The organism is Leifsonia virtsii (assembly GCF_030433675.1).
Lineage (GTDB): Bacteria > Actinomycetota > Actinomycetes > Actinomycetales > Microbacteriaceae > Leifsonia > Leifsonia virtsii.
The window spans coordinates 362444-383257 of sequence record NZ_JAROCB010000005.1 but is presented as its reverse complement, the minus strand read 5'-3'; the positions used below and the strand labels follow the sequence as shown (position 1 = coordinate 383257).

The window sequence follows — 20814 nt, the reverse complement described above, 5'->3', positions numbered from 1 at the left end:
GCCGCTACAGGGCGTGCCGCCCGCGGCGCCGCTCCCCGCCGCCGAGCCGGCCGTCGTGCAGTTCGAGCACCCGGTCGGCCCGCGCCATGAGCAGCGGGTCGTGCGTGGTGACGACCGCGGCGACACCGTCGCGGTGCACCAGCTCCACGAGCAGGTCCATGATCGCGCGCCCGGTCACGCTGTCGAGCTGGCCGGTGGGCTCGTCGGCGAACAGGATGCGCGGCCGCGCGGCGAGCGCCCGCGCGATCCCGACGCGCTGCTGCTGACCGCCGGACAGCTCGGTCGGACGCTGGCGGGCGTGCGCGCCGAGGCCGACGGCCTCCAGCAGCTCCGCGACCCGCTCCTCCCGCTCCGCCGGGGCGACGCCGAGCAGGCGCAGCGGCAGCTCGACGTTCTCGGCCGCGGACAGCACGGGCACCAGACCGAACGACTGGAAGACGAATCCAGTGCTCCGCCGCCGCAGGCTCACGAGCTGCGACTCGGAGGCGGACCCGAGCTCCACCCCGTCGAGCACGATCCGGCCGGCGGTGGCGCGGTCGAGCCCGCTGAGCACGTTCAGCAGGGTCGTCTTGCCGGAGCCGGACGGGCCCTTCACCACGACCAGCTCGCCCGGGTGCACCGAGACATCGGCTGCGGCGAGCGCCGCGACCGGACCGGCCGGCGTCTCGAAGCTGCGTGCGACCCCCTCGGCGACGAGGAGCGGGCCGTCGCCGTCTACCGGCTCGCGCTCGACCGCCGTCTCAGCTGTCGTCACCGTCGGACTCCCTCCGGTCCTCGTGCGGCCAGACGCCGACGTGGTCCTGCTCCAGCGCCAGGCGCACGCGATCGCGCATCCCGAGCGTGGTGAGGTACTCCTGCGGCAGCTGCAGCCGGCCGACCCGGTCGAGCACCGCGAACTCCTCCGCCACCATGTGCTCGTCACCGTGCTCGTTGACGCCGGTGCGGCGCAGCACCTCCGTTGCGGTGCGTCCGTCGCGGATCTGGACGGTGCGTGCGACGTGCTCCGAGACGGTCGGGTCGTGCGTCACGATCAGCGTCGTGACGCCGAGCTCGCGGTTGACGCCGCGCATGGCCTCCAGCACCTCCGCACTCGTCGCCTCGTCGAGCTCGCCGGTCGGCTCGTCGGCGAGCAGGACGCGCGGCTCGTTCGCGAGCGCGACCGCGATCGCGACGCGCTGCTGCTCGCCGCCGGACATCTCGGTCGGGCGGCGGTCGGCGCAGTGGGCGACCTCCAGCAGCTCGAGCAGTTCGGCGGCGCGGCGGTCGCGGTCGCCGGTGCGGGCGACGGACATCGCCAGCGCCAGGTTCTCGCGCGCCGTGAGGTAGCCCAGCAGGTTGCGCGAGGTCTGCTGCCAGACGAAGCCGACGGTGTGCCGGCGGTAGTCCACGCGCTCCCGGTTGCCGAGGGTCAGGAGGTCGCGCCCGGCCACCGAGACGGAGCCGGCGGTCGGCTTGTCGAGCCCGGAGAGGATGCCGAGCAGCGTCGACTTGCCCGAGCCCGAGGCGCCGACGATGGCGACCAGCTCGCCGGAGTCGACCCGGAGGTTCAGCCCCTGAAGCGCCTGGACCTCGACGCCGTCCGCGGTGAAGATGCGCACCAGGTCGGCGCAGCGGATGGCGGCGTCGGGGGCTGGCGATGTCACGTCGGTCATTCTCCTCCGTTCCTCAGCACGGCCGCGGCCGACCGGCGGCGGGCGCCCGCGAGCGCCACCGCGGTCGCGACCGCGGCCACCAGGGCGAAGCCGGCGAGCGCGGCCCCGACGAGGGTGGGATCCTGCACGACCGCGGGCTGGACCGGACTCCCGGTGAACCCGCGCAGGTCGAGCGGGCTGAGCACGAGCGCGGGCAGCACCAGGCCTACGACGGCGCCCGCGGCGAGGCCGAAGACGAGCACCGGGCCGAGCTCCCACGCCAGCACGCCCGCGGTCTGCCGGGAGCTGTACCCGATCGTGCGCAGCGTGGCGACGAGCCGGATGCGCGCGGCGGTGTTCAGAACGAGCGTCAGCAGCAGGGCGGCGATGCAGAGCAGCAGCGTCAACGCGATCGACAGTGCGGCGATCGACTCGGAGCCCGCGACCAGCGGCGATGCGCGCAGGGCGGCGCGCTCGGCGACGGCGTCCCCCACGACCGCGCCGCGCCCGCCGATGCGCTCCAGCTCGGCGTGCACGCGTGCGGCGTCGGCTCCGGGGGCGAGCTTCACCAGCACGGTCTGCGGGCGCCCGGTGATACCGCTCGACGCCGGCAGGGTCGTCTTGTCGATGAACACCCACTCGGCGTCGCGCACGTACACACCGGGGACGAAGTCGACCTCCTTCACGCCCAGGTGGACGTTCGTGCCGCTGGTCTGCACGAGGGCGGAGGTGATCGGGATGCGGCTCGTCGAGCCGCCGAGCGCGGCGCCGGTGCGACCGGGGAGGACGCCGGTGAGCGCGGTGGAGAGGCGGGCGGCGCGCGGCAGATCGGCCTGGACGGCATCGAGGGCCCGCGGGTCGACGAGGTAGCCGGAGACGGACGAGGAGTCTCCGGCCGCGCTCAGCCGCAGGCCTCCCGCCCAGTCGACGGTCGCGGTGCGCTGGACTCCGGGGATGCGGGCCACCGCATCCACTTGTGTGCCCGACAGGGTGGACGCAGCGGTGAGCGACAGGTCGGAGCCCACCCGGATGCGGGCGCCCTCTGCGAGCCCCGCACCCGTCGTCGCCAGCATGCTCACCGAGAACAGCGCGATGCCGACGCCCGCGACCAGCGTGAAGACCGGCCAGAGCAGCCCCGACCGGGCGTGCCGCGCCGACGACGCCCCGAGGAAGGCGACCGCGCCCCGCCCCCGGCGCAGCGCGCCCGCGACCCAGCCGACCGGGTAGCCGGCCAGCCGGACCACCAGGATGCACGCCGCGAGGGCCACGAGCACCGGCGTCAGCGCGGTCAGCGGGTCGACCTGCATCCCCCCACCGGAGGAGTCCAGCCCACGGCGGGCGACCAGGGCGATCCCGGCGACCGCCAGCCCCAGCACGACCACCTCGGCGACCCAGGCGAAGCGGTTCCTGCGCCGCGTCTCCGGCGCAGGCTCCAGCCTGCCGGCGGCGAGCAGGAGCGCGGCCGGCGGGAGCAGGACGCACAGCACGGCGAGCACCATCGGCAGGGCGAGCGGCACCGCTCCCGGCGTGAGCAGCAACGCCGCGGCCAGACCGATCGCCGCGGCCGGGAGCGACGCGAGCAGGCCGTGCGCGGCCAGCTCCGTTCGCAGCCGGGCGGGCGAGGCACCGCGCGCCGCCATCAGAGAGAGGGCCGGTCTGCGGCGATCGACGACGAGGCGAGCGGCCTGCGCGAGCACGGCGAGAGCGACCACCAGCGGCCCGCTGACGAGGATGGCGAACAGAGTCTGCGCCGGCTGGGCCCGCGCGGTGTAGTCGTCGAGCGGCTGCTGCAGCGCGGTGGCGAAGGTGAGCGGCACCGATGCGCCACTGACGGCCGCGGTGCGCGGGGACGCGAGGAACGCTCCGAGCGCGCTGCGGACCTGCGGGAGTTCCTCCGCGGTGAACCGATCGGGGACGACGGGGAACCACACCTGGGCGATGGTCGCGTCGAAACGCGCGGCGAGCGCGGGCCACGCCTGCGGGGCGACCCAGGCGACGCCGCCGTAGTCCTTGCCCGAGTCGCCGCCATCGACGAAGTGGCCGAGCGCACGCGTCACATCGAGGTCCCAGAAGTCGGCGGACCGGTCGACGGGACGGATCGTCCCGACCAGCCGCAGGGGCACCGTTACGCCCGGCATGGGCGTGGCGGTGCGCGACTCTCCGACGTGCCAGCCCAGCAGCGACGCGGCCGTGGCGGTCAGCACCACCGGGACAGGCCCCGCGTCGTCGGCCGACGGCGCCGTCGGCCACTCCCCCGACACCAGCCGCGCGGTCCGTCGCAGGTCCGGGTAGGCCTCCACCGTGACCGAGTACCTGCTGTTCGGCGCCGCCCCTGCGGGCGAGTCGGTCGGCTCGGCAAGGCTGCGAGCGGCGATGTCGCCCGGCGAGGCGACGGCACGGAGCGACGGCCGCATGGCGTCGCGCACCGCGGTGGCCGAGGCGGGCAGGTCCTGCCACAGCTGCGCGGGATCCACTTCGGGACCGTTCGTGAACGTGCCGGTGCGGATGCCGGCGACGATGTCCCGGCCGCCGGCCCCGGCCTCTACGAGGTCGTGGCGCAGCTCGCCGCCCAGGATGGTGCTCGTCACCCGGGGCCACGCGGCGAGCGCAAGAGTGGTCACCAGCGCGACGACGGCCAGCAGGGCGAGCCCGCCGCCGTATGCCCGCGCAGAGCGGAGGAGGAGCCCGGCGTCGGTGGTGCGCCCGCTCACCGTGTCTCCTCCCGGTACGCGGTGTCCGCGGCCTGGCGGCGGACGGCCCTCCCGTAGCCCCACACGGCGAGCGCGAGCGCTGCGGCGAGGGCGCCGAGCCCGATGGCCAGTCCGACGGGGTCGACACGGCCCTGGACGGAGAGAGTGGAGGGCGCGGTCACCACGGAGAGCCGGGCGAGGGTGTTGGCGACCAGGAGCACGACGGCGACGCCTCCCGCCAGACCGAACACGGCGGAGGCGACGGCCACGCCGATCACCTCCAGCCGCCGGGACCACGCCTGCTGGCCGCCGGAGAGCCCGACCGCGCGGAGCACCACGACCTCGCCCCGGCGACGCCGGAGCGAGGAGGAGATCGCGGCGGCGACGGCGGCGACGGCGAGCAGGGCGCATCCCGCGGCGCCGAGCCAGGTGCTGAGCACGGCGCCTGAGAGGAAGCGCGAGACGAACGTCCCGTCGGCCGTGGTGACGACCGCGTCTGGTCCGACGGCCGCGGCGACGCGGGAACGCAGGGCGTCCGCGTCCGCGGCTGTCGCCCACACGGACGACACCCGCGTCACCGCGGGCGCGGTGCGCAGCAGCTGCGCGGTCACGGCGGAGGAGTCGGCGAGCACGGCCCGCTCGGAGGAGGTGCCGGGCACGGCCGCGACGATCCGCGCGACAGTGCCGGTCAGGGTGCCGATCGGGCCCTGCACATCGATCCGCTGGCCGACCTGGAGCGCATCGTCGTCGGCCAGGGCCTGCGTGACCACCAGGCGGAGCGGAGCCGACGCGGGAGCGGGCACGAACCGCGCCGACGCGGCCCGGTCGAGCGTCGCCGTGCCGGCGCGGCCGGCGGAGGACGCCACGAAGTCGGAGGACGACGCGAATGCCGCGGGGGCGAGCGACCAGGCGGCCGTCGCCCGCGGCAGGCCGGAGAGCGCGACCTCCACATTCGTCGCGCCCGCCTCCGAGTGTGGCTCGGTGGTGACGTCGACGGCGACCAGCCGCCGCGGTCCGCCTGCCGCGAGTGGAATGCGGACGACTCCACCGGCGTCCGGCCGCGCCGTCACGGGCACGGCCTCGCCCTGGGTGGTGGCCAGCCACGCCGTCACGGCGCTCGGCGCCACGGCGCCGCTGCTCGCGGTGGCGGCGACGCGGAGGGTGAGCGCGCGGTCGCCCGCCGGCAGATCGGCGCCCGGGATGCCGCCGCGCGGAGGGAGAGCCGCCGCGACGCCCGCGGCGTCGAACAGGTAGGAGCCGACCGGCACGAGCGCGGGCAGCAGAGCGGTGTCCGTCACGACCACGGCGACATCCGTCTCGCCGACCGTGCCGTCGTCCACAATCGCCGGCGACGCCGTCGTGCCCCCGTGGGAGAGCGCAGAGGCCGGCGAGAGGGCGGCGGCGGACCGGGCCGCCCCGCCCGTTCCGAGATCGGCCCGCACGGCCGCGCCCGTGGTCAGCAGCCCCGAGTCGTGGAGGAACCCGGAGAAGGTGCCCGCGTAGCCCGCCGCGAAGCCGAACGAGCCGACGGCGAGCACGATCAGGGCGACCGGGCCGGAGAACAGGGCGATTCCGCGGCCGACCTGGCGGGCCGGGAGCACACCCTCCACTCCCCGGCCGCGACCCGCGAGCCGCTCGACCGCAGCGGCCGCGGGCCCGAACAGCGACAGCCCGAGCAGCGCGATCGCGCACAGCACGGCCGCCGGCGCCAGGACACCCGCCGGGTCGACGCCGCCGACGCCCGCGGAGGAGCTGAACACGAGGAAGCGCCATAGGGTGAGCGCCGCGGCCGCGAGCGCCAGCACGGCGAGCCCGGCCGAGACGGCACTCCTGGCGCGTCCGGCCTCGACCGCTCCCGGCGCGTCCGTGAGGGAGCGCGCGGACAGCACTGCGGTGAGGGTGGCGGTGGCGACGGCCGCCGCGAGGGTCGCGAGCGGAGGGAGCACGACGTCCAGCATCCCCGCAGCGCCCGCCGTGGGACCGCCGGTCAACGGGAGCAGCACCGCCTGCGCGCCGAGGGCGCCGAGCGAGACGGCGATCACCGCGGCCGCCGCGGATTCCGTCGCAGCCGCACCGGCCAGGCCCGGGAGCGTCACCCCGCGCGACCGGAGGAGGCGGGTCTCCGGCCGGCGCGCGTCCGCGAGCAGGCGGCCGAGCAGGGCGAGCGCGATCACGGAGCACACGGCCAGCACCGCGAGCGGGACGGGTATGACCGCCTGCAGCGCGACCACCGACCGCTGCATCGCCACGACGGTCGCGAGCCCTTGGCCGGTCGACGAGAACGGGCTGTCCGCGGCTGTCGGGTCCGCGCTGAGCGCGGCACGGATCCCCTCGAACCCGGCGCGCAGGCGCGGGAGGTGATCCGCCGTGACGCGGTCGGCGTCCGGTGTCACCACCCACTGCACGGCGGTGCCGTCGCTCGCGGCGTCGGCGACGGCTGCCGAGACGATCACGCGGCCGTCCGTGCCGTCCGCTCCGTCGCGGAGGCCCAGCCAGGCCGGAGCGGAGGGGTCCACCGGCCGCCACACCGCAGTCACCGTCACAGGAACGGCACGATCGGGTCCGGCGAAGGTCAGTCCCCCGCCCACGGCCAGGTGGTGGGCCCGGGCGAAGGACTCGTCGACGGCCGCCTCCGCCGCCGTGGAGGGCCAGCGACCGGAGACGAGCCGGACACGGTCGCGCACGTCGCCGGAGGCCACGATCAACGACGCAGACCCGCCACCGGCGACCGAGGCGGACGGCACGAACGCGGTCTCCGCCGTCTGCAGCGGCACGCCGCGGAACTGCGACCGCAGGACGGACCGCACCGCGTCATCCTGCTCCGCCGCATCCGTCGACCGCGACGTCTGCAGGGCCAGCGCGGTGGCCGCTGCGGGCTCGTGCGCCAGGGTCGCGCGCACGGCCGCGTCGGGCGACCGCAGCGCCAGGCCGGTCATCACCGACGCGAGGAAGGCGACCACCGCGACCACGAGAGCCGTCGAGATCAGGGTGCCCAGCTGCGCGCGGCTCCGGAGCAGCCAGAAGGGACGCATCCGCCCGGACCGCCCCTCCTGTGCACGCATCGTCTCACCGTAGCGCGTACATTTCTGACGGTGAGCCTTTCCACACCCCTGCTTCTCGGCCCCAACCAGCCGCTGGACCGGCCCTATCGAGGCGGTGCCGGGATCGCGCGATTCCGCGGGACGCCGCAGCCCAGCCCGTTCACTCCGGAGGACTTCGTCGGCTCCACCACGGAGATCTTCGCGGGCGGCGGGATCGGGCTCACGGTCCTCCCCGACGGCCGGACGCTGCGGGACGCGGTCGACGCCGACCCCGTCGCGTACCTCGGCGAGGAGCACGTCGGCCGGTTCGGCGCCCGCACCATGCTGCTGGTGAAGCTGCTCGACACCGCGGAGCGCCTGTTCGTGCACTACCACCCGGACGACGCGTTCGCGGCGCGCCACCTGCGCAGCCCGCTGGGCAAGACGGAGGCGTGGGCGGTCATCGAGACCGCGGGAGACGCCTACGCGGCCCTCGGCTTCCGGCGCCCGGTCGAGCGCACCGACGTCCGGGCCTGGTGGGACGGCCAGGACACGGAGGCCATGCTCGACGCCATGAACCGCGTGCCGCTCTCCGCGGGCGACACCCTGCTCGTGCCGGCCGGACTCGCGCACGCGATCGGGCCGGGCGTGACCCTCGTGGAGCTGCAACAGCCGACGGACCTCTCCGTCCTGCTGGAACGGCGCTCGCTGACCGAGGCGGAGGCGCTGCTCGGCCTCGACCTGGACACCGCGCTCGACGGGCTCGTCGTCGAGCCGACGCCCGCGGAGCGCATCGCGGAACTGCGCCAGGGCCGCGGCGCGGAGACGCTGTTCCCGGCCGACGCGGACCCCTTCTTCTCCGCCGAGCGGCTGACGGTCTCAGGATCGCGCGAGCTCGACCCGTCCTTCTCCGTGCTCGTCGTGCTCGACGGCACCGGGACGCTGGAATCGGCGGCGGGGAGCCTCCCGCTCCGGCGCGGCAGCACGGTGCTGACGGCTTTCGGGGACGGACCGGTCGGCCTCACCGGCGAGCTCGAGCTCATCCGCTGTCGCCCGCCACGCTGAGCCCGGCCGCCGGCCGCCGGTCGTCCGCTGTCGGACGCCGCGGCTACGCTCGCGCCATGGACAGCCGATGCGCCCTCTGCGGCGGCCCGCCGCATCCCGGCGCCCCGCTCGCGCTGTGCCTCACGCACCTGCTGGAGGCGCACGACTGGGTGGCGGGCGAGTTCGGGATGACCGACCTGCTGCCGTCGCCGTGCGTGTTCTGCGGTTCCCGGCTGGGAGTGCGGTACCCCTCCGGCTGGCTGTGCGCGGTGTGCGAGTGGCGCGTCGGCGAGGTGCCGCCGGACGATCCGGCGGCCTCGCGCGTGGACGTGGTCTACTACCTGCGCTTCCGCGACCGGATCAAGATCGGCACGACCGCGAACCCGGCGCAGCGCTTCGCGGCCCTCCCGCACGACGAGGTCCTCGCCTTCGAGCGCGGCGACCGGACGCTGGAGCAGCGCCGCCACGCCGAGTTCGCGCACCTGCGCATCCCTGGCACCGAGTGGTTCGAGACCGACGAGTCCCTCCTCGCCCACGTCGCCTCGCTTCGCGCTCCGACCCCCGACCCCTGGTCCCTCCTCGCCCGCTGGCGCAGCGAATCCGCCGCCCGCGCCTGACCCCCACCGTCGAGTACACGAAGACTGCACGCGACACCGGAGTGTCGCGTGCAGTCTTCGTGTACTCGAGAGTGGTCAGGCCACTTCGAGCGTGTGTTGCGGGGCGGAGGCGGAGTCGGCGTCGAATTTGGCCGCTAGGCGGGCCATGTCGGCGGCCTCTTCTGCTGCGGGGTCGATTAGGGGGATGGCTGCTGCCATCGCGGCGGGCGGCGCGGCCGCCTCTGCTGCGGGCCGTGCTCGTCGCGCCCGCATTAGGAGGGCGGCCACCACGGTGACGGCGCCTGCGGCGATCGCGAGCACTCCGGCGGTGGCGAAGCCCTCGGTGTAGCCGGACTCGGCGGGCAGGCCGTCCGGGGCGATGGCGCCGGTCACCAGCGCGGTCATCACGGCTGCCCCGACCGCGGAGCCCACGGTGCGCAGGTTCGCGTTCATCCCGCTCGCGATCCCGGTCTGGGTGGCGGGGACGCTCTGCACCACCACGCTCGTGATCGCCGCGTAGATGAGCCCGAGCCCGATTCCGAAGACCCCGGAGGCCGCGGCCACCGCGAGCAGCGACCCGTGCAGGAACGCGAGCGACAGGCTCGCGACGCCCATGAGCACGGCGGAGAGCACGATCTGCGCCCGGAAGCCGACCCAGCGGGCGAGCGGTCCGCTCAGGAACCCGGTGACGGCCATGGTCACGAGCATCGGGAGCATCAGCATCCCGGACTCCGCCACCGAGGCGCCCAGGCCGTAGCCGGTGGAGGCCGGCGTCTGCACGAACCGCGGGAAGTAGGCGAACACCGCGAACATCGACGCGCCGATGAACACGGCGGCGGCGTTCATGGACCAGACGCCCGGCTCCCGCATGAGCCGCATGTCCACCAGCGGGTGGCGGGAGCGCAGCTCGACGAGCACCCACGCGGCGAGTAGCACGGCCGCCACGACGAACAGGCCGACGACCTGCGGGGAGCCCCAGCCCCACTGCGCGCCCGTGCTGAGCGGGAGGAGGAGGGCGATCAGCCAGCCGGAGAGCAGCACGGCCGCCCACGGGTTGACCCCGCCGGTCGCCCGGGTGGGCGACTCGGGGATGGCGATCAGGGCGAGCACGGCCGCGGTGACCGTCAGGGCGACGGGCACGAGGAACAGGCCGCGCCAGCTGAGGGCGTCCGCCAGCGGTCCGGCGAGCACGGTGCCGAGCCCGCTGCCGATGGCGATGATCGACGCGATCGCGCCGATGGCGGAGGGCAGGCGATGGGCCGGGAACTCGTCCCGGATGATGCCGAAGGCGAGCGGGAACATGGCCCCGCCGAGACCCTGGATGACACGGCCGGCGATCACGACGCCGATGCTCGGAGCGACGGCGGCGACCACGCTCCCGAGCGCGACGGCCAGGAGGGCGAGGACGAGGATGCGCCGCTTGCCGACGAGGTCGCCGACGCGGCCGAGCAGCGGGGTGGCGACCGCGGCGGCGATGAGCCAGGCGGTCATGGTCCAGGTCACGCCGGCGGTGGTGGTGTGCAGGTCCGCCTGGATGACGGGGAGGACGGGGACGACGAGCGACTGCAGGGTCGCGAAGGAGCCGACGCTCAGCGCCAGGATGGCGAAGGTCAGGCCGGGATGGGATCGAGACATTGTCGGTTGTTTCCGTTTCTCGAGATGAGTGCCGAAAAGGGCTAGAATTGGAGGCAGGCTCCGTTCGGAGGGTTCCTCCGGTTAGTTGATACAGTACCGGAGGGTGCCTCCGCTTCGCAACCCCCGATCTCCCGACCCCGGAAGGACCGACCTCGTGACCGGCACCGAGACCCCCACCCTCGGAGTGGTACGCCCGCAGCGAGCGGACGCGCGCCGCAACTTCGACGCGCTGCTCACCGCGGCGCGCGAGGCGTTCGCCGCACAGGGTTCGAACGCGCCGCTCGAAGACATCGCGCGCCGCGCCGGCGTCGGCATCGGCACGCTGTACCGCAACTTCCCGACGCGGGATGCGCTGGTCGAGGCCGTCTACATCGACGAGGTCGCCGCGGTCGTCCGCGCGGCCGACGACGCCGCCTCCCTGGAGCCGTGGGAGGCCGTCGAGGCGTGGCTGCGCCGCTTCGTCACGTACGTCGGAACGAAGCGCGCGCTGATCGACGGGCTCAACAAGGAGTCGCCCGTGCTGCTCAGCTGCCGCACCTCCCTCTACACCGCAGGAGAGCCGCTCATCGAGCGCGCCCAGGCGGCCGGCGAGCTGCGCGGTGACGCCACCATCGGCGACGTGATCCGGATGGTCTCCGGGATCGCCGGGGTCGCGTTCGACGACGACGACCAGCGCGACCGCGTGATCGCCATGGCCATCGACGGCCTCCGCGCCCGCTGAGCCGTGAGCCGCATGCCGCCCGCGACCCCTGACTACGCTTAGAGGATGGAGCTCGGCGTCTATGCGGTGATCGCCGTCGCGGTCATCGTCGGCGTCGCCGCCTTCGCGCGCAAGCTCGGCGTCGCCGCCCCGATCATCCTCGTCATCGTCGGCGTGCTCCTCTCCTTCCTCCCCGGCGTCCCGGACATCAAGGTGCCGCCCGAGGTGATCCTCGACGGGCTCCTGCCGCCCATCCTCTATGCTGCGGCCATCAGCGTGCCGTTGACCGACTTCCGCCGCAATCTCGCCCCGATCGCCGGCCTGTCGGTCGTGCTCGTGATCATCACCGCGTTCGCCTCCGGGTTCGTCCTGTTCACGATGCTGCCGGAGCTGAGCCTCGCCGCGGCGGTGGCCCTCGGGGCCATCATCAGCCCGCCGGATGCGGTGGCCGCGACCTCCATCGGACGCAAGCTCGGGCTCCCGCCGCGCCTGCTGACCGTGCTCGAAGGCGAAGGCCTGGTCAACGACGCCACCGCTCTGGTTCTGCTGCGGACCGCGCTGGCGGCCGCGCTCGGCACTCTGGCCACGCCCTGGGCCGGCGTGCTCGACTTCCTGTCGGCCGTGCTGATCGCCCTCGTGATCGGGCTCGTCGTCGGCTTCGTCTCGGTCTGGGTGCGGTCGAAGCTGAACGACCCGGTGCTCGACACTGCGCTCTCCGTCGTCGTCCCGTTCGCGGCCTTCGCGCCCACCGAGGCGATGCACGGCTCCGGCGTGCTCGCCGTGGTCATCGCCGGCCTGTACACCGGGCACGCGGCACCGCGGCAGTTCAGCGCTCAGGCGCGGATCAGCGACCAGATCAACTGGCGCACCATCCAGTTCCTGCTCGAGAACGGCGTGTTCCTCCTGATCGGGCTCGAGCTGCGGACGCTCATCGGCGACGTGCAGCATCCGGAGGTGATCAGCGTCTGGAACGCGATCGGGATCGGCCTGATCGCGATGCTCTCGCTCGTCGTCATCCGGTTCGTGCTGATCGTGCCGCTCATCCTGGGCCTTCGAAGACGCGCGGAGCGCGCAGAGCGCTCCGTGCTCCGGGAATGGCTGATGATCAGCTACTTCCGCGACCATCCGGTCCGCTACCGCTGGCAGGCGCTGCGGAAGCAGCGCGCCGAGCAGCGCTACCTGCGGCACCGCAGCGACCTCGAGGAGTTCCGCCAGGAGGCGATCGGCTGGAAGGGCGGCGTCGTGCTGGGCTGGGCCGGGATGCGCGGCGTGGTCACCCTGGCGGCCGCCCAGTCGCTGCCGACCAGCATCCCGTACCGCCCGCAGCTCATCCTGATCGCGTTCACGGTCGCCTTCGTCAGCCTCGTGCTGCAGGGCGGCACCCTGCCGTGGCTCATCCGGATCCTCGGTCTGCAGGGCGCGGACGTCGGCGAGGACCGCCGCCTGCTCGCGCAGCTGCTCGACGACCTCAGCGAGGCCGGACTCGCCGTGCTCGACGATCCGGAGTCGGCGGCGGGCACCTCCGCACCCGTCGACCCGGAGGTCGTGGAGCGGGTGCGCCAGTCGTCCTACCTGCGGGCCGAGTCGGCCTGGGAGCGCACCCTCCTCCACGCGCCGGAGGACCAGCGGCCGCACCACGTATACCGGACGCTGCGGCTCGCGGTGGTCGATGCCGAGCGCACACGCCTGCTGCTGGAGCGCGCCCGCGGCTCCTACCCCTCACGGGTCCTCACAGAGGCGCAATCCCTCCTCGACCTGGAGGAGACGCGGCTGCGCACCCGTTCGCGTTGAGCGGGCCGGATCGGGCGGATCGCGTCATACCGCTCCGCCCGCCTCGTCTGAATGGGTGAGCCCTTTCCCCGTGAAGGGCATGAGGAGGAACCCATGGAACTCACCGTGATCCGGGAATCCGACGGCCGCCGCATGGTGGTCGCGGTGACCGCCGCCGACGAGAACGAGGCGCTGCGCACCATCCAGAACGCGATCGGCACGGTCACCGTCGCACGCGACTCGCCCGTCGTGCGCTCCCGTCGGCAGCCGTTCCGGATGGCCGCTGCTTTTTAGTGATTCAAAACACCGTGTAGGGTCGGAGCATGGACACGGCACGGTGGGAAGGCGTCCTCCACGACGCCGGCCTCAAGGCGACGCGGGGGCGGATGGCGGTGCTCGACGCGCTGACGGTCCACCCGCACGTCGACGCCGAGACGGTGTTCCGGGCGATCCTTCCGGAGCTGCCCGGCACCTCCATCCAGAACGTGCACAACGTGCTCGGCGACCTGGCATCCGCCGGGCTGATCCGCCGCATCGAGCCGGCGGGCTCCGCCGCGCTGTACGAACGGCGGATCGGCGACAACCACCACCACGTGGTCTGCACCGGATGCGGTGCCGTCGCCGACGTCGACTGCGTCGTCGGTCACGCCCCGTGCCTGCATCCTTCGGATGCCGGCGGGTTCGCGATCGACACGGCGGAGGTCACGTTCTGGGGGCTGTGCCCGTCCTGCCAGTCGAAGAGATCGATACGAGGAGAAGAATGACGGACGACTACACCACCACCCAGACCGGCACCCCGGTCGCCAGCGACGCGCACTCGCTGACCGCGGGACGCGACGGGGTCACCGCCCTGCACGACCGCTACCTCGTCGAGAAGCTGGCCCAGTTCAACCGGGAGCGCATCCCGGAGCGGATCGTCCACGCGAAGGGCGGCGGAGCGTTCGGCGAGTTCGTCGTCACCGGCGACGTGACCGCCTACACGAAGGCCGCCGTGTTCCAGCCGGGCACCGCCACCCGGACGCTGCAGCGCTTCTCGTCCGTCGCGGGCGAGCAGGGCTCGCCGGACACCTGGCGCGACGTCCGCGGCTTCTCGGTGAAGTTCTACACGACCGAGGGCAACTACGACATCGTCGGCAACAACACGCCGGTGTTCTTCATCCGCGACGGCATCAAGTTCCCCGACTTCATCCACTCGCAGAAGCGCCTCCCGGGCTCCGGCCTGCGCGACGCCGACATGCAGTGGGACTTCTGGACGCTCTCCCCGGAGTCCGCTCACCAGGTCACCTACCTCATGGGCGACCGCGGCCTCCCGCGCTCGTGGCGCACCATGCCCGGCTACGGCTCGCACACCTACCAGTGGATCAACGCGGCCGGTGAGCGCTTCTGGGTGAAGTACCACTTCCACTCGCTGCAGGGCAACGAGGAGATCACGGGCGTCGAGGCCGAGCAGCTCGCGGGCGCCGACGCCGACTACTACCGCCGCGACCTGTACGAGGCGATCCAGCGCGGCGACTTCCCGGCCTGGCGCGTGTCGGTGCAGGTCATGCCGTACGAGGACGCGAAGACCTACCGCTTCAACCCGTTCGACCTCACCAAGGTGTGGCCGCACAGCGACTACCCGCTGATCGAGGTGGGCATCCACACGCTCAACCAGAACCCGGAGAACTTCTTCGCGGAGATCGAGCAGGCGGCGTTCTCGCCGGCCAACACCGTCCCGGGCATCGACATCAGCCCGGACAAGATGCTCATGGCGCGCGTGTTCTCCTACCCGGACGCCCAGCGCTACCGGGTCGGCACCAACTACAACGAGCTGCCGGTGAACCGCCCGGTCGCGCCGGTGCACAACTACTCGCAGGACGGCTCGCTGCGCCACGGCTTCAAGCCGGCCGACGCGCCGGTCTACGCGCCGAACTCCTTCGGCGGCCCGGCCGCGCAGCCCGAGCGCGCGGGCGAGGGCTCGTGGGAGTCCGACGGCGCCCTCGTGCGCTCGGCGGCGACCCTGCACGCGGAGGACGACGATTTCGGTCAGGCCGGCACCCTCTACCGCGAGGTGTTCGACGACGCGGCCAAGGCGCGCTTCCTCGACACGATCGCGGGCGCGGTCGGCGGCGTGAAGCGCGAGGACATCCGGGAGCGGGCGATCCAGTACTGGACGAACGTCGACGGCCAGCTCGGCCGCGCACTCCGCGACCGCCTCGACTCGGCCACCGAGACCCCGGACGAGGCCGCCGAGTACGTCGGCGTCGCCGAGTAACCACGTCGAAAAGGGAAGTGCCCGCGGCCGGTCCGGCCGCGGGCACCTCCCTTTTCCGTCTCCGGCTAGAGGGTCGCCTCGATGGTGCGGTCGTAGACCGTGGTGCCGCCGACCCGCACGCGGCCGTCGCCGACCGGTTCGGTCGCGATGTCGGAGCCCTCGCCCTGCAGGATGCTGAGGGCGCGGCCGAGGCGTGCCGTCAGCGCGACGGCGGCGGCGCCGGTCGCCTCGTCCTCGACGATGCCCATCGCCGGGGCGAACATGCGGGCGCGGATGCTTCCCGCGGCCTCGTCGATCCAGGCGTAGGCGAAGGTCTGGCCTGTGGTGAAGGCGAACGGGTCGAGCGCCTCGACGTCCTCGGGCGACTCCAGCGCCAGCCACTCGAACTCGGGCGTCCACTCCGGCCGCGCGGTGATCCAGGCCAGGTCGTCGTCGAGGTCGACCTCGACCTCCACGTCGCCCGCCGGCTCGCGCAGCACGTCCACGGGGGTGCGGCGGTCGGCCAGCCACCAGGCCGTGCCGACACTGGGGTGGCCGGCGAAGGGCAGCTCCTTGGCCGGGGTGAAGATGCGGATCGACGCAGCGCGGCCGGGCTCGTCGACCGCATCCACGAACACGGTCTCGCTGAATCCGAGCGCGGTCGCGATCTCCTGCTCGCGGGCGGCGGTGGCCTCCGAGCTCTGCACGATGCCGAGCTCGTTGCCGTTCCGGCCGCTCTCGTTGGTGAACACGCGTACTACGACGACGTCGATGGTCTCATCCATGGTCCCAGCCTGGCAGACGCACATACCCGCCGTTAAGACCGCTGGTGCATAATCGCGGCATGAGCGACGACCGCCAGAACGCCAGCGAAGAGGACCTCGCCGTCGAGCACGCCGCAGAACGGCTCGCCGAGCGCTTCCCCGACGTCCCGCGCGACCACATCGACGCCCTGGTCGAGAAGCACCACGAGGGGTTCGACGGAGCGCCCGTGCGCGACTTCGTCCCGGTGCTGATCGAGCACGACGTGAAGCGGGAGCTGAACGCGCGAGGGCGCACCGACTGACCCAGCCGGCGCGCCCTGCCGATCCGTTCCCGGTCAGGCCGGGATCAGCGTGTACTTCGTGCTGAGGTACTCGTGGATGCCCTCGAGGCCGCCCTCGCGGCCGAGGCCCGACTGCTTCACGCCGCCGAAGGGCGCGGCCGCGTTGGAGACCAGTCCGGTGTTGAGGCCCATCATGCCGGTGTCGACGCGGTCGATCATCCGCTGGCCCCGCGCGAGGTCGCGGGTGAAGACGTACCCGACCAGCCCGTACTCCGTGCCGTTGGCCGCGGCGACGGCCTCGTCCTCCGTGGAGAACGTGGAGATCGCGAGCACCGGGCCGAAGATCTCCTCGCGGAGGATGTCGCTGCCCGGCTGCACGTCGACGACCACGGTCGGCTCGAAGAAGTAGCCGTCGCCCTCCGGCGCGGTACCGCCGGTGAGGACCCGCGCGCCGCGGGCGACCGCATCCTCCACCAGGGCCGTCATCGAGGCCACCGCGCGGTCGTCGATGAGCGGGCCGATGGTGACGCCGTCGTCGGTGCCGCGGCCGAGCCGCAGCGCCTGCACCTTCTCGGTCACCCGGCGGGCGAACTCGTCGGCGACCGACTCGTGCACGATGAAGCGGTTGGCCGCGGTGCACGCCTGCCCGATGTTGCGGAACTTGGCGAGCATCGCACCCTCGACGGCCTTGTCCAGGTCGGCGTCCTCGAAGACGACGAACGGGGCGTTGCCGCCGAGCTCCATCGACGTTCGCAGCACGTTCTGGCCGGCCTGCGCGAGCAGGGTGCGGCCGACCGGGGTGGAGCCGGTGAACGACAGCTTGCGCAGCCGCGGGTCGGCGATGATCGGCTCCGACACCGCGCGGGCGGTGCTGGTCGGGATGACGTTGACCACCCCTGCGGGCACGCCGGCGTCCTCCAGCAGCTGCGCGAAGAACAGTGTGGTGAGCGGGGTCAGCTCGGCGGGCTTCACCACGACGGTGCAGCCGGCGGCGAGCGCCGGTGCGATCTTGCGCGTCGCCATCGCGAGCGGGAAGTTCCACGGCGTGATCAGGTAGCACGGGCCGACGGGACGCTGCGAGACGACCATCGTGCCGGTGCCCTCGGGGTTCTGCCCATAGCGGCCGGAGATGCGCACGGCCTCCTCGGAGAACCAGCGCAGGAACTCGCCGCCATAGGTGACCTCGCCGTTCGCCTCGGCGAGGGGCTTGCCCATCTCGAGCGTCATCAGCAGGGCGAAGTCCTCGCGCCGCTCCTGCAGCAGGTCGAATGCGCGGCGGAGGATCTCGGCGCGGACGCGCGGCGCGGTGGCCGCCCAACCGTCGGCTGCGGCGGCGGCCGCATCCAGAGCCCGGATGCCGTCCTCGGGCGTCGCGTTCGCGATGCGCTTGATGACGCGGCCGGTCGCGGGATCCTGCACTCCGATCCGCTCGCGGCTGCCGGCCTCCCAGACTCCTCCGATGTAGAGGCCGTCGGGGACGCGGGCGAGGAGCTCGCTCTCGCGGGCGGTCAGCTCCGTGGTGGTGTCGACGATGGTCATGCTCCGGCCACCGCCTCCGCGACGACGTCCAGCCCCTCGATCAGCAGGTGGTCCGGGATGCTGAGCGGCGGGAGGAAGCGGATGACGTTCCCGTAGGTGCCGCAGGTGAGCAGCACGACGCCCGCGGCGTGGGCGGCGGAGGCGACCTTGGCGGTGAGGGCCGCGTCCGGCTCCCCGGTGGTGGGGTCGACGAGCTCGATCGCGACCATGGCGCCGCGGCCGCGCACCTCGGCGACGCGCGGGTCGGCGTCGCGGAGCGCGCCGAGCTTCTCGAACAGGATGTCGCCGATCTGGCGGGCGCGCGCGGCGAGGTCCTCTGTCTCGTAGGTCTCGATCGCGGCGAGGGCGGCCACGCATGCGAGCGGGTTGCCGCCGTAGGTGCCGCCGAGGCCGCCGACCTGGGGCGCGTCCATGATCTCTGCGCGGCCGGTGACCGCCGACAGCGGAAGGCCGCCGGCGATGCCCTTCGCGGTGACGATGAGGTCGGGCACGATGCCGAACTGCTCGGACGCGAACATGGTGCCGGTGCGGGCGAACCCGGTCTGCACCTCGTCGGCGATGAACACGACGCCGTTGGCGTTCGCCCAGGCCTGGAGCGCAGGGAGGAAGCCGTCGGCCGGGACGATGAAGCCGCCCTCGCCCTGGATCGGCTCGATGATGAGGGCGGCGAGGTTGGCCGCGCCGATCTGCTTCTCGATCATGCTGATCGCGCGCTTCGCGGCCTCGGCGCCTGTCAGCCCGCCGTCGCGCAGCGGGTAGCTGAGCGGCGCCCGGTAGATCTCGGGCGCGAAAGGACCGAAGCCGTTCTTGTACGGCTGGTTCTTGGCGGTGAGGCCCATCGTGAGGTTGGTGCGGCCGTGGTAGGCGTGGTCGAAGGCGACGACGGCCTGCTTGCCGGTGTAGTGGCGGGCGATCTTCACGGCGTTCTCGACGGCCTCTGCGCCCGAGTTGAACAGGGCGCTGCGCTTGGCGAAGTCGCCGGGGGTCAGACGGTTGAGCGCCTCCGCTACGTCGACGTAGGAGTCGTACGGCGCGACCGTGAAGCAGGTGTGGGTGAACGCGGCGACCTGCGCGGTCACGGCGTCGACCACGCGCGGGGCGGAGTTGCCGACGCCGGTGACGGCGATGCCGGAGCCGAAGTCGATGAGGGAGTTGCCGTCCACATCCACCAGCACGCCACCGCCGGCGGCGACGGTGTAGACGGGGATGGTGGCGCCGACGCCGGCCGCGACGGCCTGCGCCTTCCGCTCTGCGCGCTTGCGCGACTCGGGGCCGGGGATCGGGGTGACGAGCCGGCGCTCCTGCGGGAGCGAGGGTCCGCCGACGGGGGTGTCGATGGCGGTGTCGAGGATGCTCATGTGGGGAATCGTAGGAAGGACGGACCACGGAGACGGTGGACGCGACGTACAATCGGTTCGCCGACGATCGACACCCTGGCGGATGGAGCCCGATGCCCGCGACCCTCACCCAGCTCCTCGCGCGCGCCGAGCTGGGGCTCCGTCTGCTCACGCCGCACAGCGCGGGCGACCCGGATGCTCCCCTCGCCTGGGCGCACAGCTCCGACCTGCCCGACCCGACCCCCTTCCTCTCCCCCGGCCAGGTGCTCCTCATCACGGAGCCCCCGGAGGACGCGGAGGCCTACGTCGCGCGACTGTCCGCGCACGGCATCGCGGCGCTCGGCTTCGGCACGGAGGTGGTGCGGGCCGGGACTCCGGAGTCGCTCGTCGCGGCGTGCACACAGCACGGCCTCCCGCTGTTCGAGGTGCCGTACCGGACGCCGTTCATCGCGGTGGTGCGCTTCGTCGCCGACCGGGTGGCCGCCGACGCGTACGCCAGGAACACCTGGGCGCTGCGCGCCTCCCGGGCGATCTCGCTCGCCGCCCTGCGCCCGGGCGCGCTCGGCGCGGTGCTCTCGGAGCTGTCGCGTCAGATCGAGCGGCCGGTGGCACTGGTCGGCGCGGACGGCGCGGTCGCGCGGTCCTATCCGGCCGGCGCCGTCGACGCGCGCGCCCGCCGCGCCCTGGCGGAGGCGGCGGACCCGTTGCTGCGAAGCGGACGGCGCGCCGCGGGGACCGTCGGCACCGACGCCGGTCCGTTCGCGCTGCAGACCCTCGGCGCCGCCGGCCGCCTCCGAGGAGTGCTGGCCGTCGGCTCTGAGGGGCTGGATGCGGCGGCCCAGCAGGTCGTCACCGGTGTCGTCGCTCTCGCGGGCCTCGCGCTGGAGCAGTCGCGCGCCGCCGACGCTGCCCGCTCGCGCCTGCGTACGGCGGTGTGGCGGGCCCTCGTCGCCGGCGACACCGAGGTGGCGGCGTCGATCGCGGAGCCCGTGCTCGACGCTCTGCCGCAGCCGCCGTTCCGCGTGGCCGTGCTCGCGGGCAGCGGTGTGGCCGCCGCGGCCGACTGGCTCGAGTCGAATGCCGACGTGTTCTTCGCGCGGGACGGCCAGGACCTCGTCGTGCTCGGCGACGACACCGTCCCTGCGACGCTGGCCGGACGCTTCGACCTGCGCGGCGGGGTCTCCTCCCCCGCCGGTCTGGCCGGCCTCCCCACCGCGCTGGAGCAGGCCGCCGCCGCCCGCAACCGCGCCACCGCCGACGACCCGGTCGCCTCTTTCGACGACGTCGCGGCGGCCGGGATGCTGGAGCTGCTCCGCACTCCCGACGCCCGCGCCGTCGCCGCGACAGCCCTGCAGCCGCTGTTCGCCGCCGACCCGACCCTGCCCGGCATCCTGCGCACGTGGCTGGATGCGGACGGCGTCTACGACGTCGCGGCCCGGCAGCTCGGCATCCACCGCCACACGCTGCGCGCCCGCGTGGCCGAGGCGGAGCGCCTGCTCGGCCGCGACCTCTCCTCCTTCGCCGCCCGCGCCGACCTCTACGCCGCCCTCCGCGCCTCCGCCTGATCCCGCCGC

At 73.6% G+C, this 20814-nt stretch carries 17 protein-coding genes; 9 read left to right on the top strand and 8 right to left on the bottom strand.

The genetic code is table 11. The features are described 5' to 3' along the window. Positions 1-4: 4 nt before the first annotated feature. The 4 genes from P5G59_RS18750 to P5G59_RS18735 are packed head-to-tail and all read right to left on the bottom strand — an operon-like array spanning position 5 to position 7383. A complete protein-coding gene (locus P5G59_RS18750) occupies positions 5-754 on the bottom strand; it encodes an ABC transporter ATP-binding protein (RefSeq protein ID WP_301220542.1) in 750 nt (249 codons plus the stop codon). Then, positions 741-1652 (bottom strand): ABC transporter ATP-binding protein, encoded by a 912-nt coding sequence (locus P5G59_RS18745; RefSeq protein WP_301220541.1) that lies wholly within the window; start codon positions 1650-1652, stop codon positions 741-743. Before P5G59_RS18745 ends, P5G59_RS18750 begins: the two co-directional genes overlap by 14 nt. Further along, entirely contained in the window at positions 1649-4342 is a 2694-nt protein-coding gene (locus tag P5G59_RS18740) for an FtsX-like permease family protein (protein ID WP_301220540.1), read from the bottom strand. Before P5G59_RS18740 ends, P5G59_RS18745 begins: the two co-directional genes overlap by 4 nt. After that, positions 4339-7383 (bottom strand): FtsX-like permease family protein, encoded by a 3045-nt coding sequence (locus P5G59_RS18735; protein WP_301220539.1) that lies wholly within the window; start codon positions 7381-7383, stop codon positions 4339-4341. The genes P5G59_RS18740 and P5G59_RS18735 overlap by 4 nt, the downstream gene beginning before the upstream one ends. A 30-nt stretch (positions 7384-7413) precedes the next feature. On the opposite strand from P5G59_RS18735, the gene P5G59_RS18730 reads away from it, so the two are divergent. Then, entirely contained in the window at positions 7414-8406 is a 993-nt protein-coding gene (locus tag P5G59_RS18730) for a class I mannose-6-phosphate isomerase (protein WP_301220538.1), read from the top strand. A 56-nt stretch (positions 8407-8462) separates the two neighbouring features. Next, on the top strand, positions 8463-9002 hold the full coding sequence (locus tag P5G59_RS18725) for a GIY-YIG nuclease family protein (RefSeq protein WP_301220537.1): 540 nt from the start codon (positions 8463-8465) through the stop codon (positions 9000-9002). 75 nt (positions 9003-9077) lie between these two features. Here the strand turns inward: P5G59_RS18725 and P5G59_RS18720 are convergent, their stop codons facing one another. Next, positions 9078-10616: an MFS transporter gene (locus P5G59_RS18720; protein WP_301220536.1), complete on the bottom strand. Its 1539-nt coding sequence runs from the start codon at positions 10614-10616 to the stop codon at positions 9078-9080. 154 nt (positions 10617-10770) lie between these two features. Between P5G59_RS18720 and P5G59_RS18715 the strand changes: the two genes are divergently transcribed. From P5G59_RS18715 to P5G59_RS18695, 5 genes are all read left to right on the top strand, one after another. Next, positions 10771-11337 (top strand): TetR/AcrR family transcriptional regulator, encoded by a 567-nt coding sequence (locus tag P5G59_RS18715; RefSeq protein WP_301220535.1) that lies wholly within the window; start codon positions 10771-10773, stop codon positions 11335-11337. 45 nt (positions 11338-11382) lie between these two features. Beyond that, positions 11383-13107: a cation:proton antiporter gene (locus P5G59_RS18710; RefSeq protein WP_301220534.1), complete on the top strand. Its 1725-nt coding sequence runs from the start codon at positions 11383-11385 to the stop codon at positions 13105-13107. A gap of 93 nt (positions 13108-13200) precedes the next feature. Further along, positions 13201-13380, top strand: coding sequence for a hypothetical protein (locus tag P5G59_RS18705; protein ID WP_301220533.1), 180 nt, complete (start codon positions 13201-13203; stop codon positions 13378-13380). Positions 13381-13409: 29 nt separating this feature from the next. After that, positions 13410-13850 carry a Fur family transcriptional regulator gene (locus tag P5G59_RS18700; RefSeq protein WP_301220532.1) on the top strand — a complete coding sequence of 147 codons (441 nt, stop codon included), beginning with the start codon at positions 13410-13412 and terminating at the stop codon, positions 13848-13850. Next, positions 13847-15340: a catalase gene (locus P5G59_RS18695; RefSeq protein WP_301220531.1), complete on the top strand. Its 1494-nt coding sequence runs from the start codon at positions 13847-13849 to the stop codon at positions 15338-15340. Before P5G59_RS18700 ends, P5G59_RS18695 begins: the two co-directional genes overlap by 4 nt. Positions 15341-15405: 65 nt before the next feature. Here P5G59_RS18695 and P5G59_RS18690 read toward each other — a convergent pair whose 3' ends face one another. After that, complete coding sequence (locus tag P5G59_RS18690) at positions 15406-16104, bottom strand: PhzF family phenazine biosynthesis protein (protein ID WP_301220530.1); 699 nt, start codon at positions 16102-16104, stop codon at positions 15406-15408. 59 nt (positions 16105-16163) lie between these two features. On the opposite strand from P5G59_RS18690, the gene P5G59_RS18685 reads away from it, so the two are divergent. Further along, positions 16164-16385, top strand: coding sequence for a three-helix bundle dimerization domain-containing protein (locus P5G59_RS18685; RefSeq protein ID WP_301220529.1), 222 nt, complete (start codon positions 16164-16166; stop codon positions 16383-16385). Positions 16386-16418: 33 nt separating this feature from the next. On the opposite strand, the gene P5G59_RS18680 is transcribed toward P5G59_RS18685, so the two are convergent. Continuing rightward, complete coding sequence (locus tag P5G59_RS18680) at positions 16419-17903, bottom strand: NAD-dependent succinate-semialdehyde dehydrogenase (RefSeq protein WP_301220528.1); 1485 nt, start codon at positions 17901-17903, stop codon at positions 16419-16421. Further along, the gene (gabT, locus tag P5G59_RS18675) at positions 17900-19261 is read right to left on the bottom strand and encodes a 4-aminobutyrate--2-oxoglutarate transaminase (protein ID WP_301220527.1); all 1362 of its coding nucleotides are present in this window, start codon (positions 19259-19261) and stop codon (positions 17900-17902) included. Before gabT ends, P5G59_RS18680 begins: the two co-directional genes overlap by 4 nt. A gap of 92 nt (positions 19262-19353) precedes the next feature. Between gabT and P5G59_RS18670 the strand changes: the two genes are divergently transcribed. Next, a complete protein-coding gene (locus P5G59_RS18670; protein ID WP_301220526.1) occupies positions 19354-20805 on the top strand; it encodes a PucR family transcriptional regulator in 1452 nt (483 codons plus the stop codon). Positions 20806-20814: the final 9 nt, after the last annotated feature.

Coding starts and splice junctions, on each gene's coding strand:
- P5G59_RS18690 (WP_301220530.1), bottom strand. CDS start 16,104: ATGGATGAGACCATCGACGTCGTCGTAGTACGCGTGTTCACCAACGAG.
- P5G59_RS18710 (WP_301220534.1), top strand. CDS start 11,383: ATGGAGCTCGGCGTCTATGCGGTGATCGCCGTCGCGGTCATCGTCGGC.
- P5G59_RS18705 (WP_301220533.1), top strand. CDS start 13,201: ATGGAACTCACCGTGATCCGGGAATCCGACGGCCGCCGCATGGTGGTC.
- P5G59_RS18670 (WP_301220526.1), top strand. CDS start 19,354: ATGCCCGCGACCCTCACCCAGCTCCTCGCGCGCGCCGAGCTGGGGCTC.
- P5G59_RS18680 (WP_301220528.1), bottom strand. CDS start 17,903: ATGACCATCGTCGACACCACCACGGAGCTGACCGCCCGCGAGAGCGAG.
- gabT (WP_301220527.1), bottom strand. CDS start 19,261: ATGAGCATCCTCGACACCGCCATCGACACCCCCGTCGGCGGACCCTCG.
- P5G59_RS18735 (WP_301220539.1), bottom strand. CDS start 7,383: ATGCGTGCACAGGAGGGGCGGTCCGGGCGGATGCGTCCCTTCTGGCTG.
- P5G59_RS18720 (WP_301220536.1), bottom strand. CDS start 10,616: ATGTCTCGATCCCATCCCGGCCTGACCTTCGCCATCCTGGCGCTGAGC.
- P5G59_RS18725 (WP_301220537.1), top strand. CDS start 8,463: ATGGACAGCCGATGCGCCCTCTGCGGCGGCCCGCCGCATCCCGGCGCC.
- P5G59_RS18745 (WP_301220541.1), bottom strand. CDS start 1,652: ATGACCGACGTGACATCGCCAGCCCCCGACGCCGCCATCCGCTGCGCC.
- P5G59_RS18700 (WP_301220532.1), top strand. CDS start 13,410: ATGGACACGGCACGGTGGGAAGGCGTCCTCCACGACGCCGGCCTCAAG.
- P5G59_RS18685 (WP_301220529.1), top strand. CDS start 16,164: ATGAGCGACGACCGCCAGAACGCCAGCGAAGAGGACCTCGCCGTCGAG.
- P5G59_RS18695 (WP_301220531.1), top strand. CDS start 13,847: ATGACGGACGACTACACCACCACCCAGACCGGCACCCCGGTCGCCAGC.